This is a genomic window from Pacificibacter marinus, from assembly GCF_018860665.1.
GTDB classification, from domain to species: Bacteria; Pseudomonadota; Alphaproteobacteria; order Rhodobacterales; family Rhodobacteraceae; genus Celeribacter; species Celeribacter marinus_A.
The window spans coordinates 54,709-73,551 of record NZ_JAHKPK010000065.1 but is presented as its reverse complement, the minus strand read 5'-3'; the positions used below and the strand labels follow the sequence as shown (position 1 = coordinate 73,551).

Genomic DNA, 18,843 nt, shown 5'->3' with positions numbered 1-18,843 from the left:
GTTTTCCAGAGGCAAAAGCCCGCTCACAAGGGGCAAGTCAAAACTGTAAACCATCGCAACGAACGCAAAAAAAGGCCCCGCAAATGCGAGGCCTTTTCTAAATCGTCATGCGTTGGAAGATTACTCTTCTTCAGCAGGGGCTTCTTCTGCGGCAGGCGCATCGTCATCACCGAAGTCTTCAGAAGCGGCAGCGCCCATTTCGTCGAACAATTCAGAGATTTCGAATTCAGCTTCAGCTTCAGCTTCTGCTGCGAGTTGCTGAATGGATTTACCTTCAGCTTGCAGTTCAGCTTCTTCAGTAGAGCGCGCAACGTTGAGAACGATAGTCGCTTCAACTTCAGCGTGAAGAACAACAGCAACTTCGTGAAGACCCAAATCTTTGATTGGGGCTTTCAAAGCAACCTGTTTGCGATCCACTGTGAAGCCTTCGGCCTCAGCAGCTTCAGCCGCGTCACGTGGTGTGACGGAACCGTAGAGCGCACCAGAGTCAGAGGCAGAGCGAATGATGATGAACTGTTGGCCATCAAGTTTCGCAGCAGCTGCTTCTGCTTCTTTTTTGGTTTCCAAGTTACGGGCTTCAAGCTGAACTTTTTGTGCTTCAAAGGATGCGATGTTTGCATCGTTCGCACGAAGAGCTTTGGCTTGTGGCAACAAGAAGTTGCGCGCGTAACCGTCTTTGACTGCAACAACATCGCCCATTTGGCCGAGTTTTGCGACGCGTTCAAGTAGGATAACTTTCATTGTCTAAGCTCCCTTACTTAACAGCGTATGGCAGAAGTGCGAGGAAACGAGCGCGTTTGATGGCACGAGCCAATTCACGCTGTTTTTTCGCAGAGACTGCAGTGATACGGGATGGAACGATTTTGCCACGCTCGGAAACGTAACGTTGCAAAAGACGTGTGTCTTTGTAATCGATCGCAGGTGCATTGTCGCCAGAGAATGGGCAGACTTTGCGGCGGCGGAAGAATGGTTTAGCGGCCATGATATGGTCCTTTCCTGATCTGACGATTAACGACGTTCACGGCGCGGTTCGCGCTCGTCACGTTTTTGCATCTGAACGGAAGGACCGTCAGCGTGCTCGTCGACTTTGATGGTCAAAATACGCATCACGTCGTCATGCAGGCGCATAAGGCGTTCCATTTCAAGAATACCAGCAGAAGGCGAATCTGTACGCATGTATGCGTAGTGACCTTTGCGGTTCTTGTTGATTTTGTAGGCCATCGTTTTGACGCCCCAGTACTCAGAAAAAACGACTTTGCCGCCGTTGTCTGCGAGAACAGTCGAGAAGTGCTCAACGAGACCCTCGGCTTGTGCGTTGGACAAGTCCTGACGCGAAATGAAGACATGCTCGTATAGTGGCATGAAAGCTCCAGTGCTATTTTCGAGCGCATTTCATAGGTCGGGGCATTGTCCTTTTCCGCGAGCCCGACCACGAGAGACTGCGCTGGTTCATATCCATGCGGAAAGGATGTGCTCTTATACGGACCATAGCCAAGAGCGCAAGGGCTTTGGGCTTCGTCGCGGCGTTTAAATTGAAGCATTCAACGGGAAAGAGCATTTCAAGGCTTTGAGGCTCGCAGACAATCCTTTGCAAACTCTAACGCGCCATGTTCACTTGAGCTTGCCGCGCCGCTTGCAGATCGTTAGACCCGTAAAAACGGTCTTTTGGCCTATTATGAAACAAATAAGGGGGCGAGTATGACGCGCGCATTGGTTTTTCCGGGGCAGGGTGCCCAAGCGATTGGGATGGGCAAGGCTCTTGCCGACGCATACCCAGAGGCAAAAGCCATTTTCGATGAAGTTGACGAGGCGCTGGGTGAAAAACTTTCTGCGATGATTTGGGAGGGTGATGTGGAAACGCTGACCCTGACGCAAAATGCGCAGCCCGCTTTGATGGCAACCTCATTGGCCGCGATGCGTGCGCTTGAGGTTGAAGGCTTTGGTCTTGATCAGGCCTCTTATGTGGCGGGTCACTCTTTGGGCGAATACTCGGCCTTGGCGGCCGCTGGCGCTTTGACGGTTTCTGACACGGCGCGTCTTTTGCGCACCCGCGGTCTGGCCATGCAGCAGGCTGTTCCTGTTGGTGTGGGCGCTATGGCTGCTTTACTGGGGCTTGATTTTGATACGGTCAAAGAGGTGGCGCTTGAAGCGGCTGCCGAGGGCGAAGTTGTTCAAGCCGCCAATGACAATGATCCGGGGCAAGTGGTAGTCTCTGGTCATAAAGCGGCTGTCGAACGCGCTTGTGACATTGCCAAAGCCAAGGGCGCAAAACGTGCTGTATTATTGCCGGTATCTGCCCCTTTCCACTGTGTATTGATGGAGCCTGCCGCGAAAGTCATGGCCGAAGCGCTTGAAACAGTTGAAATTCTGACGCCACGCGTGCCTTTGGTCGCAAATGTGCGCGCAGCGGCTGTCACGGATCCAGCTGAGATCGGCGCGCTGTTGGTTGAGCAGGTTATGGGCTCGGTGCGTTGGCGCGAAAGCGTGGGCTATATGGCCGCAAATGGCGTGACTGAAATCTTTGAAGTGGGCGCTGGCAAGGCTCTGTCGGGCATGATCCGCCGTATTGACAAGTCGATCGCGTGTCGTGCTGTTGGCACGCCGGCTGACATTGAAAAACTAAAAAGTTAATCCCAACTCTTGGATGAGGGCTTGGTGCTCTTTGTGAATAAGGAATACTATATGTTTGATCTTACAGGTAAAAATGCGCTTATCACCGGTGCGTCAGGTGGCATTGGCGGCGAGATTGCCAAGGCGCTTCACGCCGCTGGCGCAACCGTTGGTCTGTCGGGCACCCGTGTCGAACCGCTCGAAGCCTTGGCGGCTGATCTTGGTGAGCGCGCGCATGTTCTGCCCTGCAATCTGAGCGACAAAGACAGTGTCGTGGCGTTGCCAAAAGCGGCGGCGGAGGCCATGGGGTCTGTGGATATTTTGGTCAACAACGCAGGCATCACCCGCGACAATCTGTTCATGCGTATGTCGGATGATGAATGGGACAGTGTTTTGAACGTGAACCTGACCTCGACCATGCGCTTGTGTAAAGGTGTTTTGCGTCCGATGATGAAGGCGCGCTGGGGCCGGATTATCAATATCTCAAGCATCGTTGGTGCGACTGGCAACCCGGGTCAGGGCAACTATGCGGCGTCTAAAGCGGGCGTCATCGGCATGTCGAAATCTTTGGCATATGAAGTTGCGTCACGCGGCATCACTGTGAACTGTGTTGCACCTGGATTTATCGCAACGGCGATGACCGACAAATTGACTGACGATCAAAAAGAGAAAATCAACACTCAAATTCCCGCAGCGCGCATGGGGACACCGGAAGAAATCGCAGCGTCAGTGCTATATCTTGCATCGAATGAAGCTGGCTATACCACAGGGGCCACGATTCACGTCAATGGCGGCATGGCGATGCTCTAAACAGGCGCAGGGTCTGTGTTTGGTGTTTTCTGCTGAATTTTGGTGCCAAACGGCGTCTATATTAGGGGCGGCACTTGAACACAGCAGGCGATATGCACAAATAGGGACAAATCATTTGCCACTGGTAAAGATTGTGCTATTAGCAGCCAAGAATTCGCAGCGGGGACAATGTGTCGCCGCGATAGAGTGTCGTGATGTCCTTGCGGAGATTTCGATGTTTTGAAAGGCCCGAGGGCCACTTTAATTGGGCATCGGGCCCATATAACTATGAGGAAATAACATGAGCGACATTTCAGATCGTGTGAAAAAGATCGTTGTTGAGCATCTTGACGTTGAAGAAGACAAAGTGACAGAGACAGCCTCTTTCATCGACGATCTTGGCGCAGATAGCCTTGACACTGTTGAGCTGGTTATGGCGTTCGAAGAAGAATTCGGCATCGAAATTCCTGACGATGCAGCTGAAACCATCCAAACATTCGGCGATGCAGTTAAATTCATCACTGAAGCGTCCTAAGTTTTAGACTTAGAACAGGTATTGAAGCGGCGCCCGTTGAGGCGCCGTTTTTTTATGTCGTGACATTTGGGCCGTTTTGTTTGTGCAAGGGGCTGTCATTGTTGCCGCTTGGCGATGGATTCGGGTGCGGCGTGAATACGCTATTAATCTCGATCTTATCGGCGTCACTGAGCTCAGCGAGGTCGAGGGGGGCGCGATCAATGTGATTCATGTGTGACATGTGAGCCGCTAGATTTGTCGCAGATGTGCCGTAGACCTCGTCGACAAGGGCGTCAAACCCACCGGTAATCTCATGCGAAGCAACCACGCGTGCGGAAAACACATCTAAAATGTCGGTCATTTCGATTGCCGAGAGTGCTTTTTCAAACTTAATTCCTATAAAATGCTGATTTTTCCATGCCACACGGGCTTGGCGCTTGGTGTTGCTCATCGTGATGAGTAATTTGGATTTGATTTTAACGTTCAGGCCGGTTTCTAGTTTTGCACCAATTTGGCTTAGGTCGCGCAACTCACCCAATATCGGGGCACTGCCATCGAAAATCACGATGGGCAAGTTGCACGGGTAACGGATTGCACGTCTTTGTGCGAGGCCGACGCGCATCCAGACCCAAATCGAGGAGGACGCGAAAAATGTGAACAGACCCAAATACACCGGCGCATTTTGAGACGGTGATTGAGGGATGATAATGTTATCGGTTTTCGGTTGGTAACGCGGTGCCATGTATGCGCCGAAATTGTCAGGGTCAAATGTAAGTGACGAAGGGGCCTTTTCGATTTGTGCTGGTGTCTTGGAGGGCGGCGTTAAGCGTGAAGCTGCGTTTTGGATGCGTTCTAAAACGGAAGGTTTGGTGCTCGTGTCGTTTAAAGAGTCCTCGGCGAAGGGATCACATTCGGTTTCTTGCAAGAACGTGTTCATGGCTTGGCTTTGTGACGCAAATCTTGGGTCGGCGCCAAATCGCGTGGCCATTTGCGTCCAATTGCCCTGTGACATGTCGTATAGGTGCCGTCGCGCCACAATGAATGATTCTAAAGCGGCCTTGTTGGTCCCCAGATCTGCTGCGTTAATTTGGTTCACCAGCTGTTCACGAGAATAACGTTCCATTTGCGCGCGAAAGGCGCGTTCGGCTGATATTTGGTCTGGAGTCCCAACGGCATTGACATAGGAGTTTGCCGCAGTGTTGAGAGACATTAGCCATTTTTCAAGATGACAAGATGGGGCCGAGTGGGCGGTTAGTGGGTTGAAAGTAATTGTAAAAATTAAAAAAAATAGTGAATTTTAGAATGAGGCCTAAAGGCCGCGATAGAAATATCGGTCCCGTCAGGGCGTCACTGACGCGCAGACGCAATTGTGATGTAAATCGGAAAACAGGTTGTATTGCACCGGTACGCTGTCGGGGCAAATCGGTCTCTCCAGTTTGAAAATGCGTGACGTGACTTGATATTATGGGATGACAGTCAATATCTGGTTTACAACGAAGCACCGAAACGGTGTTAGACGTGCGGCGGGGTCTTTCATCGCTCGCCAAGGGCGTGTATTGAGTATGAGATTAAAAATGAGGGGGCCGAAATGCGCCGAGTAGTTGTCACAGGACTTGGAATGGTATCACCACTTGCGTGTGGTGTTGAGGAAACATGGACGCGTTTGTTGGCGGGTGAATCCGCTGCTGGCACGATCCAGCGGTTTGATGCGAGCCATTTGGCCACGAATTACGCCTGCGAAGTGAAGCGCGGCGACGGCACCAATGGGACATTCAATCCCGATGATTGGTTACCCCGCAAAGAGCAAAAGAAAGTTGATGACTTTATTTTGTTTGGGATCGCGGCGGCCTCTATGGCGTTGACTGATGCCAACTGGGAACCTGAGGACGAAGAAAGCCGTCTGCGCACAGGCGTTTTGCTTGGCTCAGGCATTGGCGGGTTGTCATCTATTGCCGACACTTCGATTTTGCTGAAGGAAAAGGGCCCGCGCCGCGTGTCGCCTTTCTTTATCACAAGCGCGTTGATCAATCTCATTTCTGGTCAAGTGTCGATCAAATACGGCTTTAAAGGCCCGAACCATTCGGTTGTGACCGCCTGTTCCACGGGCGCACATGCCATTGGTGATGCGGCGCGGCTGATCCAATGGGGCGATGCGGAAGTCATGGTTGCAGGTGGCGCTGAAGCGGCGATTTGTGATTTGGGCATTGCAGGGTTCAACGCCTGTAAAGCGCTGTCCACCAAACGTCGCGATGACCCCAAGGCGGCGTCACGTCCTTATGATGATGACCGTGATGGATTTGTCATGGGCGAGGGCGCTGGTGTTGTCGTATTGGAAGAATACGAGCACGCCAAAGCGCGCGGTGCCAAGATTTACGCCGAAGTCGTGGGCTATGGCCTGTCTGGCGATGCGTATCACATTACGGCACCTGCCTCTGATGGGGATGGCGGGTTTCGCGCGATGACGGCGGCTTTGAAGCGTGCAGGTATCGCGCCATCCGAAGTGGATTACATCAACGCGCATGGCACATCGACCATGGCGGACACAATCGAATTGGCGGCTGTTGAGCGTCTTTTGGGCGATGCGGCGAGCAAGGCGACCATGTCATCAACCAAATCGTCCATTGGCCACCTTTTGGGGGCTGCGGGCGCTGTTGAGGCCATTTTTTCGATCTTGGCCATTCGTGACCAAGTTGCCCCGCCCACGATCAACCTTGATACCCCAGCTGTAGAGACCCCGATTGACCTTGCGCCCAATAAAAAAGTGGAACGTGACATCAACGTTGTCTTGTCCAACTCCTTTGGCTTTGGCGGCACGAACGCGTCTTTGGTACTTAAGAAAGTGACCGACTAATGTGGCGCGCTATCGCGTCTAACGCTCTGACGTTGCTCATTGTTGCCCTTGTCATTCTGGCAGGGGCAATAGCTTGGGGCAAAGGTCAATATACTGCTGAAGGGCCTTTGTCCTCTGCGATCTGTTTGCGGGTGGCCTCGGGGTCGACCATGACGCGGGTGTCCAAACAATTGGAAGACCAAGGCGCCGTGTCCAGCGGGGCAATTTTTCGTATTGGCGCGGATTACACTGATAAGGTGAGCCAGCTCAAAGCGGGGGCATTCTTGGTGCCTGAAAAGGCATCGATGGAAGAGATTGTCGATATCGTCACCCGTGGAGGTGCCTCGTCTTGTGGTACTGAAGTCGTGTATCGGATCGGTGTGAACCGTACGGATGTGTTGGTGCGCGAGCTTGATCCTGCGACACAAAGCTATGTGCGCGTGGCCGAGTTTTTCCCTGATGTGACAGGCAATGAGCCGACAGAAGTCCCTGAAAAATATACTGAAGTGCGCGGTGCGGCTGACACTCGGTTCCGTATTTCGGTGGCCGAAGGCACAACGGTTTGGCGTGTCTTGGAAAGCCTCAAAGGTGTTGATTTCATCACGGGCTCTGTCGATGCAGATGAGGTGCCTGCTGAGGGCACGCTTGCGCCTGACAGTTACGAGGTGCAAGTCGCCTCAGATGTGGACGATTTGATCGCGCGGATGGTTGAAGCCCAAGAAAACCGTATTGCTGAAATTTGGGAAAATCGCGCCGATGATTTGCCGATTTCGTCACCGCAAGAAGCGCTTATCTTGGCGTCGATCATTGAAAAAGAAACTGGTATTCCAACCGAGCGCCGTCAAGTGGCCAGCGTCTTTGTGAACCGCTTGAACCAAGGTATGCGCCTGCAAACCGACCCTACAGTGGTTTACGGTGTGTCCAATGGCAACGGTGTGTTGGGGCGGGGGCTGCGTCAATCTGAGCTGCAATCTGACAGCCCTTACAACACTTATCGAATCCCAGCCTTGCCGCCGGGTCCTATTGCGAATCCCGGCCTTGCTTCGCTCGAGGCGGCTGTGAACCCTGACGACACGCCGTACATCTTCTTTGTGGCGGATGGCACGGGCGGGCATGCCTTTGCCGTTACTTTAGCGGATCACAACGCCAATGTTGCAAAATGGCGCGAGATTGAAAACGCCAATTGAGTTTTGGTTTAGGGGAAATTTCAAAAGGGCGCGGAAGTTTTCGCGCCCTTTCTTTATTGAGGGCAATCGCCAATCGCGTAGAAGAGCAACCATGCAGACCATTGGCATTCTTATTATGACTGCACTTGTGGGTACTCTTTTAGCTTGGCCCCGATTGGCCAAAGCCAAGCTATGGCGCGTCAGCATAGATGCGAATTTGCGTATTGCGTGCGCTTATCTTTGCATAAGCCCTGAACGTTTTTTCTTTGGTTTTCAAAGGGCAAACTGGGGTTGATAAGGTGGCGTTCAGAGTTCTTTAACCTGTGCGAGCTTATCGTTAACATATTGAAAACATTAAATAACTTGACTTTTTGATTGTCGGGTGACATTGTTTGGTCATGCTAGAAGACGTGTGGAAACGCATTGGCGCGGTCTGAGGGGGCCGTATTTCACCGATCGTTTTTCACGGGGTGAGCCCGTCTCACGTTTCTCGTGCGGAGAAAGCATGAGAGGCAGGTAACACATGACTTTGCATTCATCTGTGGGGGATGAGTTTGACCCGAAATCTATTCTTGGGTCTGCAAATAGAAACCTCGAACGCACCATAGACGCGCTTGAAACGGCCATGCGCCGATTGGAAAGCGGAGACGTGGGCACCGGAGTAGACGTTCAAAAGGCAATCGCAGAGATGCGCAAAGCCCAAGATACGGCGCTCAGAGAAAGGCAGAAAGTTGATGATGACAGACGAAAACTCGAACTTGCGACCATTGATGGAGCCATCGACTTTGACGCCGCCCGGGCTGCGATCCTTGATAGCTTGGATCGCGTCCGAAGATCTCGCGGTGCAGACCCAGTTCTTGAATGATCTGGAAAGCAACGATCAGGGAGCGCTTCTGGCGCTCCCTTTTTTGTTCGAGGCTTGGGCATTGGACCATCAATTGCCCCCTGAGGGCGATTGGCGCACATGGGTGATCATGGGCGGACGCGGCGCAGGTAAAACGCGGGCGGGCTCTGAATGGGTGCGCTCGATGGTGGAAGGGGCGCGCGCGCTTGAGGCGGGTCGTGCTAAACGCGTGGCGCTGGTGGGCGAGACCTATGATCAAGCGCGCGAAGTGATGGTCTTTGGCGATTCCGGCATTTTGGCCTGCTCGCCCCCTGATCGTCGCCCCAAATGGATCGCCACGCGTCGTGCGCTGGTCTGGCCCAACGGGGCAGAGGCTATGGTGTTTTCTGGCAATGATCCCGAAGCGCTGCGGGGCCCGCAGTTTGATGCCGCGTGGGTCGATGAGTTGGCAAAGTGGAAAAAGCCGCGCGAGGCGTGGGACATGCTGCAGTTCGGTCTGCGCTTGGGCGATGATCCGCGCCAAGTGGTGACGACGACGCCGCGCAATGTGAGCATTCTCAAAGAGATATTGGATTTGGACTCCAGCACTGTCACCCGCGCGCCGACCGAAGCCAACGCTGCCAATCTGGCCCCCTCGTTTTTAGAAGAGGTGCGCAGGCGCTATGCGGGCACGCGGCTGGGGCGGCAAGAATTGGATGGGGTTTTACTGGAAGAGGAAGACGGCGCCTTGTGGTCATTGGCGAAGTTGGAAGAAGAACGCGCAGATAGCTTACCCGATTTTGATCGCATCGTTGTTGCTGTTGATCCACCTGTGACCTCGCACAAGGGGTCTGATGAATGCGGGATTATTGTCGTGGGGGCTGTGACGCAAGGTCCACCACAAGATTGGCGCGCATATGTTTTGGAAGACGCAACGATGTCATCGGCATCCCCTACGGCTTGGGCCCAGAGCGCAATCGATGCGCTTGAGCGCTGGGAAGCTGATAAAATCGTGGCGGAGGTCAATCAAGGGGGAGATTTGGTGGAAAGCGTTCTGCGTCAAATTGATCCTATGGTGCCTTATAAATCTGTGCGGGCCACACGCGGCAAAGCGGCGCGCGCCGAACCTGTGGCGGCTTTGTATGATCAGGGGCGGGTTTTTCATACCCGTGGGCTTGGCGACTTAGAGGATCAAATGGTCAAGATGACGTCGCAGGGGTTTCAAGCCTCAGGGTCCCCTGACCGTTTGGATGCGCTTGTCTGGGCCATCCATGAGGTGATGATCGCGCCTGCGGCAGGTCATAGACGCCCGCGTATTCGCACGCTGGGCTAGTGCAGGGGCTTGGGTGTTGCGCCGCGCGCGCAGCACCGTACGCGCTGCTAGTAAGATGTTTTAACCTATCCCCTAAAACTGTTTTTACCGAAGGCGAGCAGATGCAACCAAGGCTTTGCACAGACCGCCAGTTGGGACGAGTTTTGGGAAGGCGCGGACACCGCGTTTGGGCTTTGATGCGCGAGTTTGCGGATCATGTCCCCTTTCCAGGCCCTCGCGGAGTAGCCCCAGCGGCGGCCCCCGAGGGCCAAAGTTTGAGTTGAGAGATGAACCATGAGCCATGAAGGCGTGGGGCACGAGGTGTTCAAGCGTCGTCATATAGCGGGGTGCCGGATTGGCATCTGCAAGACGTTTAAGGAGAGACACGGATATGGTGTTTGACTTTATGAAGCGAGGCGCACAAGCGCAGCCTGAGGTGAAAGCCTCTGCCACGGGTCCTGCGATCGCTTATTCAAGCGCAGGCCGTGTGGCATGGAGCCAGCGTGATACGACAACGCTGACACGGGTTGGCTTTACGGGGAATCCGGTAGGGTTCCGGTCTGTGAAACTGATCGCAGAAGCGGCCGCTGCTTTGCCGATGGTCTTGCAAAATCGCGATGCGCGTTTCGATGAACATCCGCTTTTGTCGTTGATTTCACGCCCTAATCCAGTTCAGGGTCGTGCAGACCTGTTTGAGGCGCTCTATGCGCAGATCTTGTTGTCTGGAAACGGCTATTTGGAAGCTGTCGGCGACTGGGGGCAGGTGCCAGTTGAGCTGCATGTCTTGCGCTCTGATCGCATGGGATTGGTGCCCGGTGAAGACGGTTGGCCAGTGGCCTATGAATATGCTGTGGGCAATCGCAAACACCGCTTTGATGTGATCGATGGGCAATCGCCAGTGTGTCATATCAAATCGTTCCACCCGAGCGATGATCATTACGGGTTGTCGCCGATCCAAGCGGCGGCCACGGCGATTGACGTGCATAATTCGGCGTCTCGCTGGTCAAAAGGCCTGCTTGATAACGCAGCGCGTCCTTCAGGGGCGATTGTTTATGGCGGCTCTGACGGACAATCGTCGATGAGCTCGGACCAATATGATCGCCTGTTGAGCGAGATGGAAAGCCATCACCAAGGCGCGCAACGCGGGGCGTCCGATGTTGTTAGAAGGCGGTTTGGATTGGAGACCGATGGGCTTTAGCCCCTCTGACATGGAATTTCAAAAAACCAAAGAGGCCGCAGCGCGCGAAATCGCGCTCGCCTTTGGGGTGCCGCCGATGCTTTTGGGCATTCCAGGAGATGCGACTTACGGTAATTACCAAGAGGCCAATCGCGCCTTTTATCGCCTGACGGTGCTGCCATTGGTGCATAAGGTCACGGGCGCGATCGGTCATTGGCTGTCTGAAATGACAGGCGAGGCAATCGAGTTGAAGCCTGATTTGGATCAAGTGTCAGCCCTGGCGCCTGAGCGTGATGCGCAGTGGAACCGAGTGGCCAAGGCTGATTTTCTGACAGCTGATGAAAAGCGCGCCATGCTTGGATTGCCCCCTTTGACAGATGAGGCGCAGGCCGAAGTGCTCGACGGTGTGTCAATAGATGAGGCGTCCGAGGAGCCAAGCGAGGATGATGCTGCACTGGCGCCAGAACAATCTGAGGAGCAACCAAATGTATAAGCAAATCGACAACGGGCTTGAGCATAAATTCATGCGCCTTGGCGAAGATATCAAAGTCACTGACGGGTTTGATATTGAAGGTTATGCATCCGTGTTCGGCCGCACCGATCAAGGTGGTGATATGGTGCAGGCTGGCGCTTATAAAAGGTCATTGGCGGATATGATGGCCAAAGGGCGGTCTGTAAAGATGCTCTGGCAGCATGATCCCGCGCAGCCTATCGGCATTTGGGACGAGGTGCGTGAAGATGCACGTGGTCTTTATGTCAAAGGTCGGCTGCTTAAAGATGTCGAAAAAGGTCGCGAAGCTGCGGCGTTGATCGAAGCGGGGGCGATTGACGGATTGTCGATTGGCTATCGCACGGTGCGTGCACAAAAGCTACGCGACCAAAAGGATGGCAAAGCCGCACGGCTTTTGTCTGAGCTGGAACTTTGGGAGGTGTCTTTGGTGACCTTTCCGATGCTTCCTGGGGCGCGATTGGTGACAGAGGAAAAGGGCGGTGATCCCTTTGATGCTGAAACCATGATGCGCGAACTCGCGGACGCCTTAACCGGTGCACGCAAGCAGCTGGCTCGTATTTAAGGCCAGCGCTCTCACCCTCTAACCAACAAAACACAAAGGATTGTTTGGATGAGCAAAACCGAGACAAAGGCTCGGGCCGGTACCGGTCTGTCCGATATATCGGCCAAAACGGCGCTGACCACGCGCGGGCCTGCCACTGAGGTGAAGACCGCGCTGGCCGGTTTCATAAATGATCTCAAAGACTTTCGAACCGATATCAAATCTAAATTTCAAGAACAGGAAGAGCGACTGAACATGCTTGATCGTAAATCACACAATTTCGGCCGTCCGGCCCTTTCCGTATCTCAAGAGGTTGATATGTCTCATAAATCAGCTTTTGGCGCCTATGTGCGCATTGGCGATGATGACGCATTGCGTGGTCTGGCCCTTGAAGGCAAATCCATGTCCACAGCGGTAAATGGCGACGGTGGTTATTTGGTGGACCCGCAAACAGCGGAGACGATCAAATCAGTTCTCAAATCCACAGCCTCTATCCGGTCCATCGCCAATGTGGTCAATGTAGAGGCGACATCTTACGATGTTTTGATCGACACAACTGACGTGGGCACAGGCTGGGTCACGGAGACGGGGTCTGTTTCTGAAACAGGTACGCCAACGATTGATCGTATTTCTATTCCATTGTTTGAACTGTCTGCGTTGCCTAAGGCGTCTCAGCGTCTTTTGGATGATGCTGCCTTTGATATCGAAGCATGGTTGGCGGGGCGTATCGCTGACAAATTTGCCGCCTCTGAAGCCTCAGCCTTTATCAACGGTGACGGCATCGATAAGCCAACAGGCATTTTGGCGCATGCTCAGATTGACAACGATGTTTGGACTTGGGGCTCATTGGGATATGTCGCGACAGGCACTGATGCTGGCTTTGACGTGACCAATCCGGCGGATGCGATCGTGGAACTTGTGTATGCGTTGGGCGCTCAATATCGTGCCAACGGAACCTTCGTGATGAACTCGAAAACAGCCGGTCAAGTGCGCAAGCTCAAGGATGCTGATGGCCGCTTCTTGTGGTCTGATGGTCTTGCCGCAGGTGAACCTGCACGTCTCATGGGCTACCCTGTGTTGATCGCAGAAGACATGCCAGACATCGCGTCTGACGCGGCGGCCATCGCCTTTGGTGATTTCGCTGCTGGCTACACTGTGGCCGAGCGCCCTGATCTGCGCATTTTGCGTGATCCGTTCTCTGCCAAACCCCATGTTCTCTTCTACGCCACAAAACGTGTCGGTGGCGATGTGAGCGATTTTGCGGCGATCAAGCTGCTTAAGTTCTCTGTCGCTTAAGATCGTGACTGAACGAGTTCGTGTGTGACCATTAGGGTCAGGCACGAGCGGTGGGTGCGCGTCTCGTTTGACGTGTTGTCTAGCTGCTCCCCCTCCGTCCGAGCAACACGGGGGCGCGCATCCATCATCACAAGTGGCAGGGGGACCCGGAAATCGGAGATGTACCATGATGTTAATGGAGCAAAGCCAAGTACCCCTAGCGGTACTCCCGGTGGCACAGTTCAAAGAGCATTTGAGACTGGGCACGGGCTTTGGCGACGACGGGGTTCAGGACGGGGTTCTTGAGACATACTTGCGCGCCGCGCTCGCAGCTGTTGAAGCGCGCACGGACAAAGTATTGATCGAACGAGACTTTGCTTGGACCGTTTCAGCCTGGCGTGATCTTGGGGCGCAAACACTGCCAGTGGCACCGGTGAGCGCCATCACCGCCTTGGTGATTGTCGATCGCTTGGGCGCAGAGACCGTGATCGATGTGGGCAAATATCTGCTCGATAAAGACACGCACCGCCCGCGGATTGTGTCCAGCAGTTTTGTTCTGCCGTCTGTGCCTGTTGCAGGGCAGGCGCGTATCGAATTCACGGCTGGGTTTGGTCCCGCTTGGGGCGATTTACCTGCCGATTTGGCGCATGCAGTGATGCTTTTGGCCGCTCATTTCTATGAGCATCGCCATGAGACAGCCGTCAGTGCCGGTGCGATGCCTTTTGGTGTGAGCGCGCTGTTGGATCGTTACCGCAATGTGCGGTTGTTCGGGGGGCGTGGCTGATGTCAGCAGTGGTTCACCTCAATCGCAAACTGGTGCTGGAGGAGGCCTTGCGGACCTCTGACGGGGCGGGCGGCTATGTGGAAACATGGACGCAGATTGGGACCCTTTGGGCCTCGATCCAAGCCGGTACTGGGACGGAGCGCTCGGAGGATTTTCTGACAGTGTCGCGTGTTCCGATGAAAGTTATTGTGCGTGGCGCACCTGTAGGATCGCCTCGACGCCCCAAGCCAGATCAGCGTTTCATCGAAGGTGGACGGGTCTTTCGCATCCTGTCTGTGACCGAGTTGGACGCGCAGGGGCATTATTTGGTCTGTCAATCGCGTGAGGAGGTTGCATCATGAGCTATGGCGTGTCCGCAGCTTTGCAATTGGCTGTTTTTCAAGCGCTTTCCGCTGATGCGATCCTTGCAGGGTTGGTTGGCAGCGCGATCTATGATGCCGCCCCGACAGGCACTGTGCCCTCGCTTTACGTGAGCCTTGGGCCTGAGGATGTCACCGACGCCTCAGATAAAACTGGCCAGGGCGCGCGGCATGAATTCGTGATCAGCGTTGTGTCAGACACGGCCGGTTTTTTGACCGCCAAAGGGGTCGCAGCCGCGATTTCTGATGTGTTGGTTGATGCAGATTTGACGCTGTCCCGTGGCCGTCTGATCGGGCTTTATTTCGTGTCTGCCAAAGCGCGGCGCGTTCAAGACAGTGACGTGCGCAGGATCGATATTCGGTTCATGGCGCGCGTCGAAGACACCTAAAGCGTTTCGTCTCAAACTTGCGAGGCAAGTCTAACGCGAAACGCTGTAATTTTTCACAAAGGGGCTTAGGCAATGGCTGCTCAAAACGGAAAAGATCTTCTTATCAAACTCGATATGACGGGTGCTGGTCAGTTCGAAACCATCGCAGGCCTGCGGGCGACGCGCATTTCGTTCAATACTGAAAGTGTTGATGTGACCTCGCTCGAAAGCTCTGGTGGTTGGCGCGAACTTTTGGGCGGTGCTGGGGTGAAATCCGCGTCTATTTCAGGTTCGGGCGTGTTCAAAGATGAAAACACCGACGAGCGTGCGCGTCAGATTTTCTTCGATGGTGAAGTGCCCAATTTTCAGGTGATCATTCCTGATTTTGGCACCGTCGAGGGCGCGTTTCAATTGACCTCGATTGAATACGCGGGGTCGCACAACGGCGAGGCAACCTATGAGTTGTCCATGTCGTCTGCGGGCGAGCTGACCTTTACGGCGGTGTAACCTATGGCAAACCCTTTCGCAGGCGAATCGGCACTGACGCTGGATGGCAAACGCTATGTTTTGAAACTGACGCTGGGTGCCTTGGCCGAACTCGAAGCGGGTTTGGAAACAGACACGCTGGTGGCGATGGTCGAGCGCTATGAGGCAGGCAATTTTTCCACGAGCGATGTGTTGCGTCTTGTGGTTGCTGGCCTGCGCGGGGGCGGCTGGACTGGCGGGTACGATGACATCCTTGTCGCTGAAATCTCTGGTGGTCCATTGGAAGCGGCACGGGTGGGGGCTGCGCTGATTGCGCGCGCCTTCACCGTGCCTGGATAGGGGGCGATATGTCTTTGGTTTCAACCGGTGGATTTGATTGGCCAGCTTTGATGCGCGCGGGCATCAACGGGTTGCGCCTGAGGCCTGTTGAGTTTTGGGCACTAACCCCTGCCGAGCTGCTTTTGATGCTGGGCGCGGGGTCTGGGTCCGCACCATTAAGCCGTGCGCGACTTGATGAATTGACTCAGGCCTATCCCGACAAGGCGCCAGATGATGCGCCACATAAGGCGGATGTGAAAGGGCAAGACAATGGCTGATATTAACGGTCTAGACAAATTCGAAGACCAGCTGTCTCAGATGGAAGACGCTATGGGTGGCGCGGAAGCGATGGCCTCTGCGTTCAACCAAGAAATGGTGCGCCTTCAAGCGACTGTTGCCGAGACGCAGCGCGAAGTTGGCACGCTTGAACGCGGGATTTCCAAAGGCCTAAAACGCGCCATCGACGGTTTGGTTTTCGATGGTGATACATTGGCAGAGGCCATGCGCGGCGTCGGAACGTCAATGTTGAACGCGGCCTATAATGCCGCCGTGACGCCTGTGACAAATCACGTCGGCTCAGCCTTGGGCAATGGGCTTGAATCTATCATCCAAGGGTTGTTGCCGTTTGAGAAAGGCGGCAGCTTTTCCCAAGGACGTGTGACGCCTTTTGCAACGGGCGGTGTTGTGTCTAACCCGACTTACTTTCCGATGCGCGGCGGCACCGGTTTGATGGGTGAAGCGGGGTCAGAGGCCATCATGCCACTGTCTCGTGGGGCTGACGGAAAACTTGGTGTGGCAGCATCAGGCGGAGCCAAAAGCGTGAATGTTACAATGAACATTACCACACCAGATGTGCAAAGTTTCAGCAGATCCCAATCGCAACTTGCAGCGCAACTCAGCCGAGCTTTGGGGCGCGGATCTCGCAACCAATAACGCGACATTTCGACTTTTCGGGCCAAAGCGCCCTCAGAACCACCGATGGAGGGGGACCAAATGGGTTTTCATAACGTAAGATTTCCGGCGAACCTGAGCTTTGGCTCTGTAGGTGGCCCTGAGCGGCGCACCGAAGTTGTCACCTTGGCCAACGGGTTTGAAGAGCGCAACACGCCTTGGGCGCATTCGCGGCGTCGTTATGATGCTGGCCTGGGCATGCGGTCGCTTGATGACATCGAAGCTTTGATCGCATTTTTTGAAGCGCGCCAAGGCCAGTTATACGGCTTTCGGTGGAAAGATTGGTCTGATTTTAAGACATCCAAGGCGTCTCAAGAGGTGAGCTTTGAGGACCAAGTGATTGGAACTGGTGACGGTGAAACAGCGGTGTTTCAGCTGAATAAAAACTACAGCTCAGGCGCGGCCACCTATATTCGCCCCATTACAAAACCGGTTTTGGGAACCGTTAAGGTCGGCACGCAGGGTGTTGAACTACAAGAAACAATTGCTTGGGATGTGGATGTCACCACAGGTTTCATCACGTTTGAGACGCCGCCAGAAGAGGGCATTTCGGTCACCGCAGGGTTTGAATTTGATGTGCCCGTGCGCTTTGATACCGATCGAATAGCGACGTCTGTGTCGTCTTTTCAGGCGGGTGAAGTGCCAAACGTACCTGTTGTGGAGGTGCGTGTGTGATGTCTGATAGCGATGCGCTTTATACCCATCTGGCAAGTGGAACGACGACTGTCTGCCGTTGTTGGGCGGTCATTCGAAAAGATGGTAAAACCTATGGGTTCACCGATCATGATACAGATTTTGAGTTCGATGGTCTTGTTTTTGCGGCAGGCACAGGGTTGACCGCAAACGCGCTTGAGCAATCCACGGGCTTATCGGTCGATAACACCGAAGCATTAGGGGCTTTGTCGTCCGCTGCGGTGACTAAAGCAGACATCCAAGCGGGTCGTTTTGACGGTGCAGCTGTTAAGGCGTGGTTGATCAACTGGGCCAACACGTCGGAACGTGTGTTGCAGTTCAATGGGTCGTTTGGTGAAATCACCCGCGCTGCGGGCGGCTTTCGCGCCGAGTTGCGTGGGCTTACTGAGGCTCTGAACCAGCCACAAGGTCGTGTGTATCAATCCAGTTGTTCGGCTGTTTTGGGCGGGGCTGGTTGCCGTTTTGATACGACTTCACTTGGATATAGCACAGAAGTGACGGTTGAAGCCATTAAAGACGCAAAACTCTTTTCGTTTTCAGCCTTAGAGGGGTTTGATGATCGTTGGTTCGAGAGTGGCAAAGTTGTTGTGCTCTCAGGCGCAGCCCAAGGTCTTGTTGGCGTTGTCAAAAATGACCGTCTTTCGTTAAGCGGTCGCAGGATTGAACTTTGGGAAAGTCTGCGCGCCGAGATTGCCGTTGGCGATCACATTCGCCTTGAGGCTGGCTGTGATAGACGCGTCGAGACCTGCCGTTTGAAGTTTAACAACTTTCTGAATTTTCAAGGTTTTCCGCACATCCCGGGCGAAGACTGGCTGACATCATATCCTGTGTCGAGTGATCTCAATGAGGGGGGCAGTATGCATGCCAACAGCGCGAACGCAGGGGGGAACGTATGATGAGCAGGGCCAAAATAGCGCAACATGCGCGCGCTTGGATTGGAACGCCGTATGTTCATCAAGCTTCGTGCAGAGGGGCTGGTACGGATTGCCTTGGTTTGCTGCGAGGCCTCTGGCGCGAAATGTACGGCACTGAGCCAGAACTGGTGCCAGCCTACACGCCCGATTGGTCAGAGCCGCAGCGCGAAGAACGGCTGTTCACCGCCGCCAAACGCCACCTGTTGCAAAAGCCAATTTCCAAGATGGATCAAGGTGATGTCCTGCTCATTCGGATGCGCAAAAATGGCGTGGCCAAACATCTGGGGGTTGTCGGGCAGGCGGGTGCAGCCCCGACCTTTATTCACGCCTATAGCGGGCACAGCGTCGTGGAAAACGCGCTGACATTGCCTTGGCGCCGCCGCGTGGCGGCTTGTTTTTCATTTCCGGATTACGGAGGCTAA

General features: G+C 54.2%; 23 protein-coding genes and 1 pseudogene. 20 read left to right on the top strand and 4 right to left on the bottom strand.

Features of this window, described 5'->3' with window-relative positions; genetic code table 11:
* Nucleotides 1-120: 120 nt before the first annotated feature.
* The 3 genes from rplI to rpsF are packed head-to-tail and all read right to left on the bottom strand — an operon-like array spanning nt 121 to nt 1,362.
* Nucleotides 121-741: a 50S ribosomal protein L9 gene (rplI, locus tag KO497_RS18910; RefSeq protein ID WP_215945517.1), complete on the bottom strand. Its 621-nt coding sequence runs from the start codon at nt 739-741 to the stop codon at nt 121-123.
* Between the two features lie 13 nt (nt 742-754).
* The gene (gene rpsR / locus KO497_RS18905) at nt 755-982 is read right to left on the bottom strand and encodes a 30S ribosomal protein S18 (RefSeq protein ID WP_123791505.1); all 228 of its coding nucleotides are present in this window, start codon (nt 980-982) and stop codon (nt 755-757) included.
* A gap of 26 nt (nt 983-1,008) precedes the next feature.
* Nucleotides 1,009-1,362: a 30S ribosomal protein S6 gene (gene rpsF, locus KO497_RS18900; RefSeq protein ID WP_215945516.1), complete on the bottom strand. Its 354-nt coding sequence runs from the start codon at nt 1,360-1,362 to the stop codon at nt 1,009-1,011.
* Nucleotides 1,363-1,698: 336 nt separating this feature from the next.
* Here rpsF and fabD point away from each other — a divergent pair, with 336 nt between their 5' ends.
* The 3 genes from fabD to KO497_RS18885 all read left to right on the top strand — a co-directional run bounded on the left by fabD (nt 1,699) and on the right by KO497_RS18885 (nt 3,934).
* Complete coding sequence (fabD, locus tag KO497_RS18895; RefSeq protein WP_215945515.1) at nt 1,699-2,631, top strand: ACP S-malonyltransferase; 933 nt, start codon at nt 1,699-1,701, stop codon at nt 2,629-2,631.
* A 51-nt stretch (nt 2,632-2,682) separates the two neighbouring features.
* A complete protein-coding gene (gene fabG, locus KO497_RS18890) occupies nt 2,683-3,420 on the top strand; it encodes a 3-oxoacyl-[acyl-carrier-protein] reductase (protein ID WP_215945514.1) in 738 nt (245 codons plus the stop codon).
* 280 nt (nt 3,421-3,700) lie between these two features.
* Nucleotides 3,701-3,934, top strand: coding sequence for an acyl carrier protein (locus KO497_RS18885; RefSeq protein WP_215945513.1), 234 nt, complete (start codon nt 3,701-3,703; stop codon nt 3,932-3,934).
* Between the two features lie 52 nt (nt 3,935-3,986).
* Here the strand turns inward: KO497_RS18885 and KO497_RS18880 are convergent, their stop codons facing one another.
* Nucleotides 3,987-5,123 carry a PilZ domain-containing protein gene (locus KO497_RS18880; RefSeq protein ID WP_215945512.1) on the bottom strand — a complete coding sequence of 379 codons (1,137 nt, stop codon included), beginning with the start codon at nt 5,121-5,123 and terminating at the stop codon, nt 3,987-3,989.
* Between the two features lie 378 nt (nt 5,124-5,501).
* Here KO497_RS18880 and fabF point away from each other — a divergent pair, with 378 nt between their 5' ends.
* From fabF to KO497_RS18795, 17 genes and pseudogenes are all read left to right on the top strand, one after another.
* Complete coding sequence (gene fabF, locus KO497_RS18875) at nt 5,502-6,764, top strand: beta-ketoacyl-ACP synthase II (RefSeq protein ID WP_215945511.1); 1,263 nt, start codon at nt 5,502-5,504, stop codon at nt 6,762-6,764.
* The gene (mltG, locus tag KO497_RS18870; RefSeq protein WP_215945510.1) at nt 6,764-7,930 is read left to right on the top strand and encodes an endolytic transglycosylase MltG; all 1,167 of its coding nucleotides are present in this window, start codon (nt 6,764-6,766) and stop codon (nt 7,928-7,930) included. The genes fabF and mltG overlap by 1 nt, the downstream gene beginning before the upstream one ends.
* 502 nt (nt 7,931-8,432) lie before the next feature.
* Nucleotides 8,433-8,774, top strand: coding sequence for a hypothetical protein (locus KO497_RS18865; RefSeq protein WP_215945509.1), 342 nt, complete (start codon nt 8,433-8,435; stop codon nt 8,772-8,774).
* Nucleotides 8,680-10,065, top strand: coding sequence for a DNA-packaging protein (locus KO497_RS18860; protein ID WP_215945550.1), 1,386 nt, complete (start codon nt 8,680-8,682; stop codon nt 10,063-10,065). The genes KO497_RS18865 and KO497_RS18860 overlap by 95 nt, the downstream gene beginning before the upstream one ends.
* Nucleotides 10,066-10,435: 370 nt before the next feature.
* Nucleotides 10,436-11,714: pseudogene (locus tag KO497_RS18855) on the top strand (phage portal protein).
* Nucleotides 11,707-12,294, top strand: coding sequence for an HK97 family phage prohead protease (locus tag KO497_RS18850; RefSeq protein ID WP_215945508.1), 588 nt, complete (start codon nt 11,707-11,709; stop codon nt 12,292-12,294). The pseudogene KO497_RS18855 and the gene KO497_RS18850 overlap by 8 nt, the downstream one beginning before the upstream one ends.
* Before the next feature lie 48 nt (nt 12,295-12,342).
* Entirely contained in the window at nt 12,343-13,569 is a 1,227-nt protein-coding gene (locus tag KO497_RS18845; protein ID WP_215945507.1) for a phage major capsid protein, read from the top strand.
* Between the two features lie 166 nt (nt 13,570-13,735).
* Entirely contained in the window at nt 13,736-14,332 is a 597-nt protein-coding gene (locus tag KO497_RS18840; protein ID WP_215945506.1) for a head-tail connector protein, read from the top strand.
* Nucleotides 14,332-14,673, top strand: coding sequence for a head-tail adaptor protein (locus KO497_RS18835; protein WP_215945505.1), 342 nt, complete (start codon nt 14,332-14,334; stop codon nt 14,671-14,673). Before KO497_RS18840 ends, KO497_RS18835 begins: the two co-directional genes overlap by 1 nt.
* Complete coding sequence (locus KO497_RS18830; protein ID WP_215945504.1) at nt 14,670-15,080, top strand: DUF3168 domain-containing protein; 411 nt, start codon at nt 14,670-14,672, stop codon at nt 15,078-15,080. Before KO497_RS18835 ends, KO497_RS18830 begins: the two co-directional genes overlap by 4 nt.
* A gap of 72 nt (nt 15,081-15,152) precedes the next feature.
* Nucleotides 15,153-15,566 (top strand): phage major tail protein, TP901-1 family, encoded by a 414-nt coding sequence (locus tag KO497_RS18825; protein ID WP_215945503.1) that lies wholly within the window; start codon nt 15,153-15,155, stop codon nt 15,564-15,566.
* Between the two features lie 3 nt (nt 15,567-15,569).
* Nucleotides 15,570-15,884: a gene transfer agent family protein gene (locus KO497_RS18820; RefSeq protein WP_215945502.1), complete on the top strand. Its 315-nt coding sequence runs from the start codon at nt 15,570-15,572 to the stop codon at nt 15,882-15,884.
* 8 nt (nt 15,885-15,892) lie between these two features.
* Nucleotides 15,893-16,141 carry a rcc01693 family protein gene (locus KO497_RS18815; RefSeq protein ID WP_215945501.1) on the top strand — a complete coding sequence of 83 codons (249 nt, stop codon included), beginning with the start codon at nt 15,893-15,895 and terminating at the stop codon, nt 16,139-16,141.
* Entirely contained in the window at nt 16,134-16,796 is a 663-nt protein-coding gene (locus tag KO497_RS18810; protein ID WP_215945500.1) for a phage tail tape measure protein, read from the top strand. The genes KO497_RS18815 and KO497_RS18810 overlap by 8 nt, the downstream gene beginning before the upstream one ends.
* A gap of 60 nt (nt 16,797-16,856) precedes the next feature.
* Complete coding sequence (locus KO497_RS18805) at nt 16,857-17,489, top strand: DUF2460 domain-containing protein (RefSeq protein WP_215945499.1); 633 nt, start codon at nt 16,857-16,859, stop codon at nt 17,487-17,489.
* On the top strand, nt 17,489-18,403 hold the full coding sequence (locus KO497_RS18800; RefSeq protein WP_215945498.1) for a DUF2163 domain-containing protein: 915 nt from the start codon (nt 17,489-17,491) through the stop codon (nt 18,401-18,403). Before KO497_RS18805 ends, KO497_RS18800 begins: the two co-directional genes overlap by 1 nt.
* Nucleotides 18,400-18,843: a peptidase gene (locus KO497_RS18795; protein WP_354668137.1), complete on the top strand. Its 444-nt coding sequence runs from the start codon at nt 18,400-18,402 to the stop codon at nt 18,841-18,843. The genes KO497_RS18800 and KO497_RS18795 overlap by 4 nt, the downstream gene beginning before the upstream one ends.

Excerpts from the sequence above, each read along its gene's own strand:
- KO497_RS18845 (WP_215945507.1), top strand. The coding sequence starts at position 12,343 with ATGAGCAAAACCGAGACAAAGGCTCGGGCCGGTACCGGTCTGTCCGAT.
- KO497_RS18795 (WP_354668137.1), top strand. The coding sequence starts at position 18,400 with ATGATGAGCAGGGCCAAAATAGCGCAACATGCGCGCGCTTGGATTGGA.
- KO497_RS18860 (WP_215945550.1), top strand. The coding sequence starts at position 8,680 with ATGGAGCCATCGACTTTGACGCCGCCCGGGCTGCGATCCTTGATAGCT.
- fabF (WP_215945511.1), top strand. The coding sequence starts at position 5,502 with ATGCGCCGAGTAGTTGTCACAGGACTTGGAATGGTATCACCACTTGCG.
- KO497_RS18820 (WP_215945502.1), top strand. The coding sequence starts at position 15,570 with ATGGCAAACCCTTTCGCAGGCGAATCGGCACTGACGCTGGATGGCAAA.
- rpsF (WP_215945516.1), bottom strand. The coding sequence starts at position 1,362 with ATGCCACTATACGAGCATGTCTTCATTTCGCGTCAGGACTTGTCCAAC.
- rplI (WP_215945517.1), bottom strand. The coding sequence starts at position 741 with ATGAAAGTTATCCTACTTGAACGCGTCGCAAAACTCGGCCAAATGGGC.
- KO497_RS18835 (WP_215945505.1), top strand. The coding sequence starts at position 14,332 with ATGTCAGCAGTGGTTCACCTCAATCGCAAACTGGTGCTGGAGGAGGCC.
- KO497_RS18830 (WP_215945504.1), top strand. The coding sequence starts at position 14,670 with ATGAGCTATGGCGTGTCCGCAGCTTTGCAATTGGCTGTTTTTCAAGCG.
- KO497_RS18825 (WP_215945503.1), top strand. The coding sequence starts at position 15,153 with ATGGCTGCTCAAAACGGAAAAGATCTTCTTATCAAACTCGATATGACG.
- KO497_RS18805 (WP_215945499.1), top strand. The coding sequence starts at position 16,857 with ATGGGTTTTCATAACGTAAGATTTCCGGCGAACCTGAGCTTTGGCTCT.
- KO497_RS18885 (WP_215945513.1), top strand. The coding sequence starts at position 3,701 with ATGAGCGACATTTCAGATCGTGTGAAAAAGATCGTTGTTGAGCATCTT.
- rpsR (WP_123791505.1), bottom strand. The coding sequence starts at position 982 with ATGGCCGCTAAACCATTCTTCCGCCGCCGCAAAGTCTGCCCATTCTCT.
- KO497_RS18800 (WP_215945498.1), top strand. The coding sequence starts at position 17,489 with ATGTCTGATAGCGATGCGCTTTATACCCATCTGGCAAGTGGAACGACG.
- KO497_RS18850 (WP_215945508.1), top strand. The coding sequence starts at position 11,707 with ATGTATAAGCAAATCGACAACGGGCTTGAGCATAAATTCATGCGCCTT.
- mltG (WP_215945510.1), top strand. The coding sequence starts at position 6,764 with ATGTGGCGCGCTATCGCGTCTAACGCTCTGACGTTGCTCATTGTTGCC.
- fabD (WP_215945515.1), top strand. The coding sequence starts at position 1,699 with ATGACGCGCGCATTGGTTTTTCCGGGGCAGGGTGCCCAAGCGATTGGG.
- KO497_RS18880 (WP_215945512.1), bottom strand. The coding sequence starts at position 5,123 with ATGTCTCTCAACACTGCGGCAAACTCCTATGTCAATGCCGTTGGGACT.
- KO497_RS18810 (WP_215945500.1), top strand. The coding sequence starts at position 16,134 with ATGGCTGATATTAACGGTCTAGACAAATTCGAAGACCAGCTGTCTCAG.
- KO497_RS18815 (WP_215945501.1), top strand. The coding sequence starts at position 15,893 with ATGTCTTTGGTTTCAACCGGTGGATTTGATTGGCCAGCTTTGATGCGC.
- KO497_RS18840 (WP_215945506.1), top strand. The coding sequence starts at position 13,736 with ATGATGTTAATGGAGCAAAGCCAAGTACCCCTAGCGGTACTCCCGGTG.
- KO497_RS18865 (WP_215945509.1), top strand. The coding sequence starts at position 8,433 with ATGACTTTGCATTCATCTGTGGGGGATGAGTTTGACCCGAAATCTATT.
- fabG (WP_215945514.1), top strand. The coding sequence starts at position 2,683 with ATGTTTGATCTTACAGGTAAAAATGCGCTTATCACCGGTGCGTCAGGT.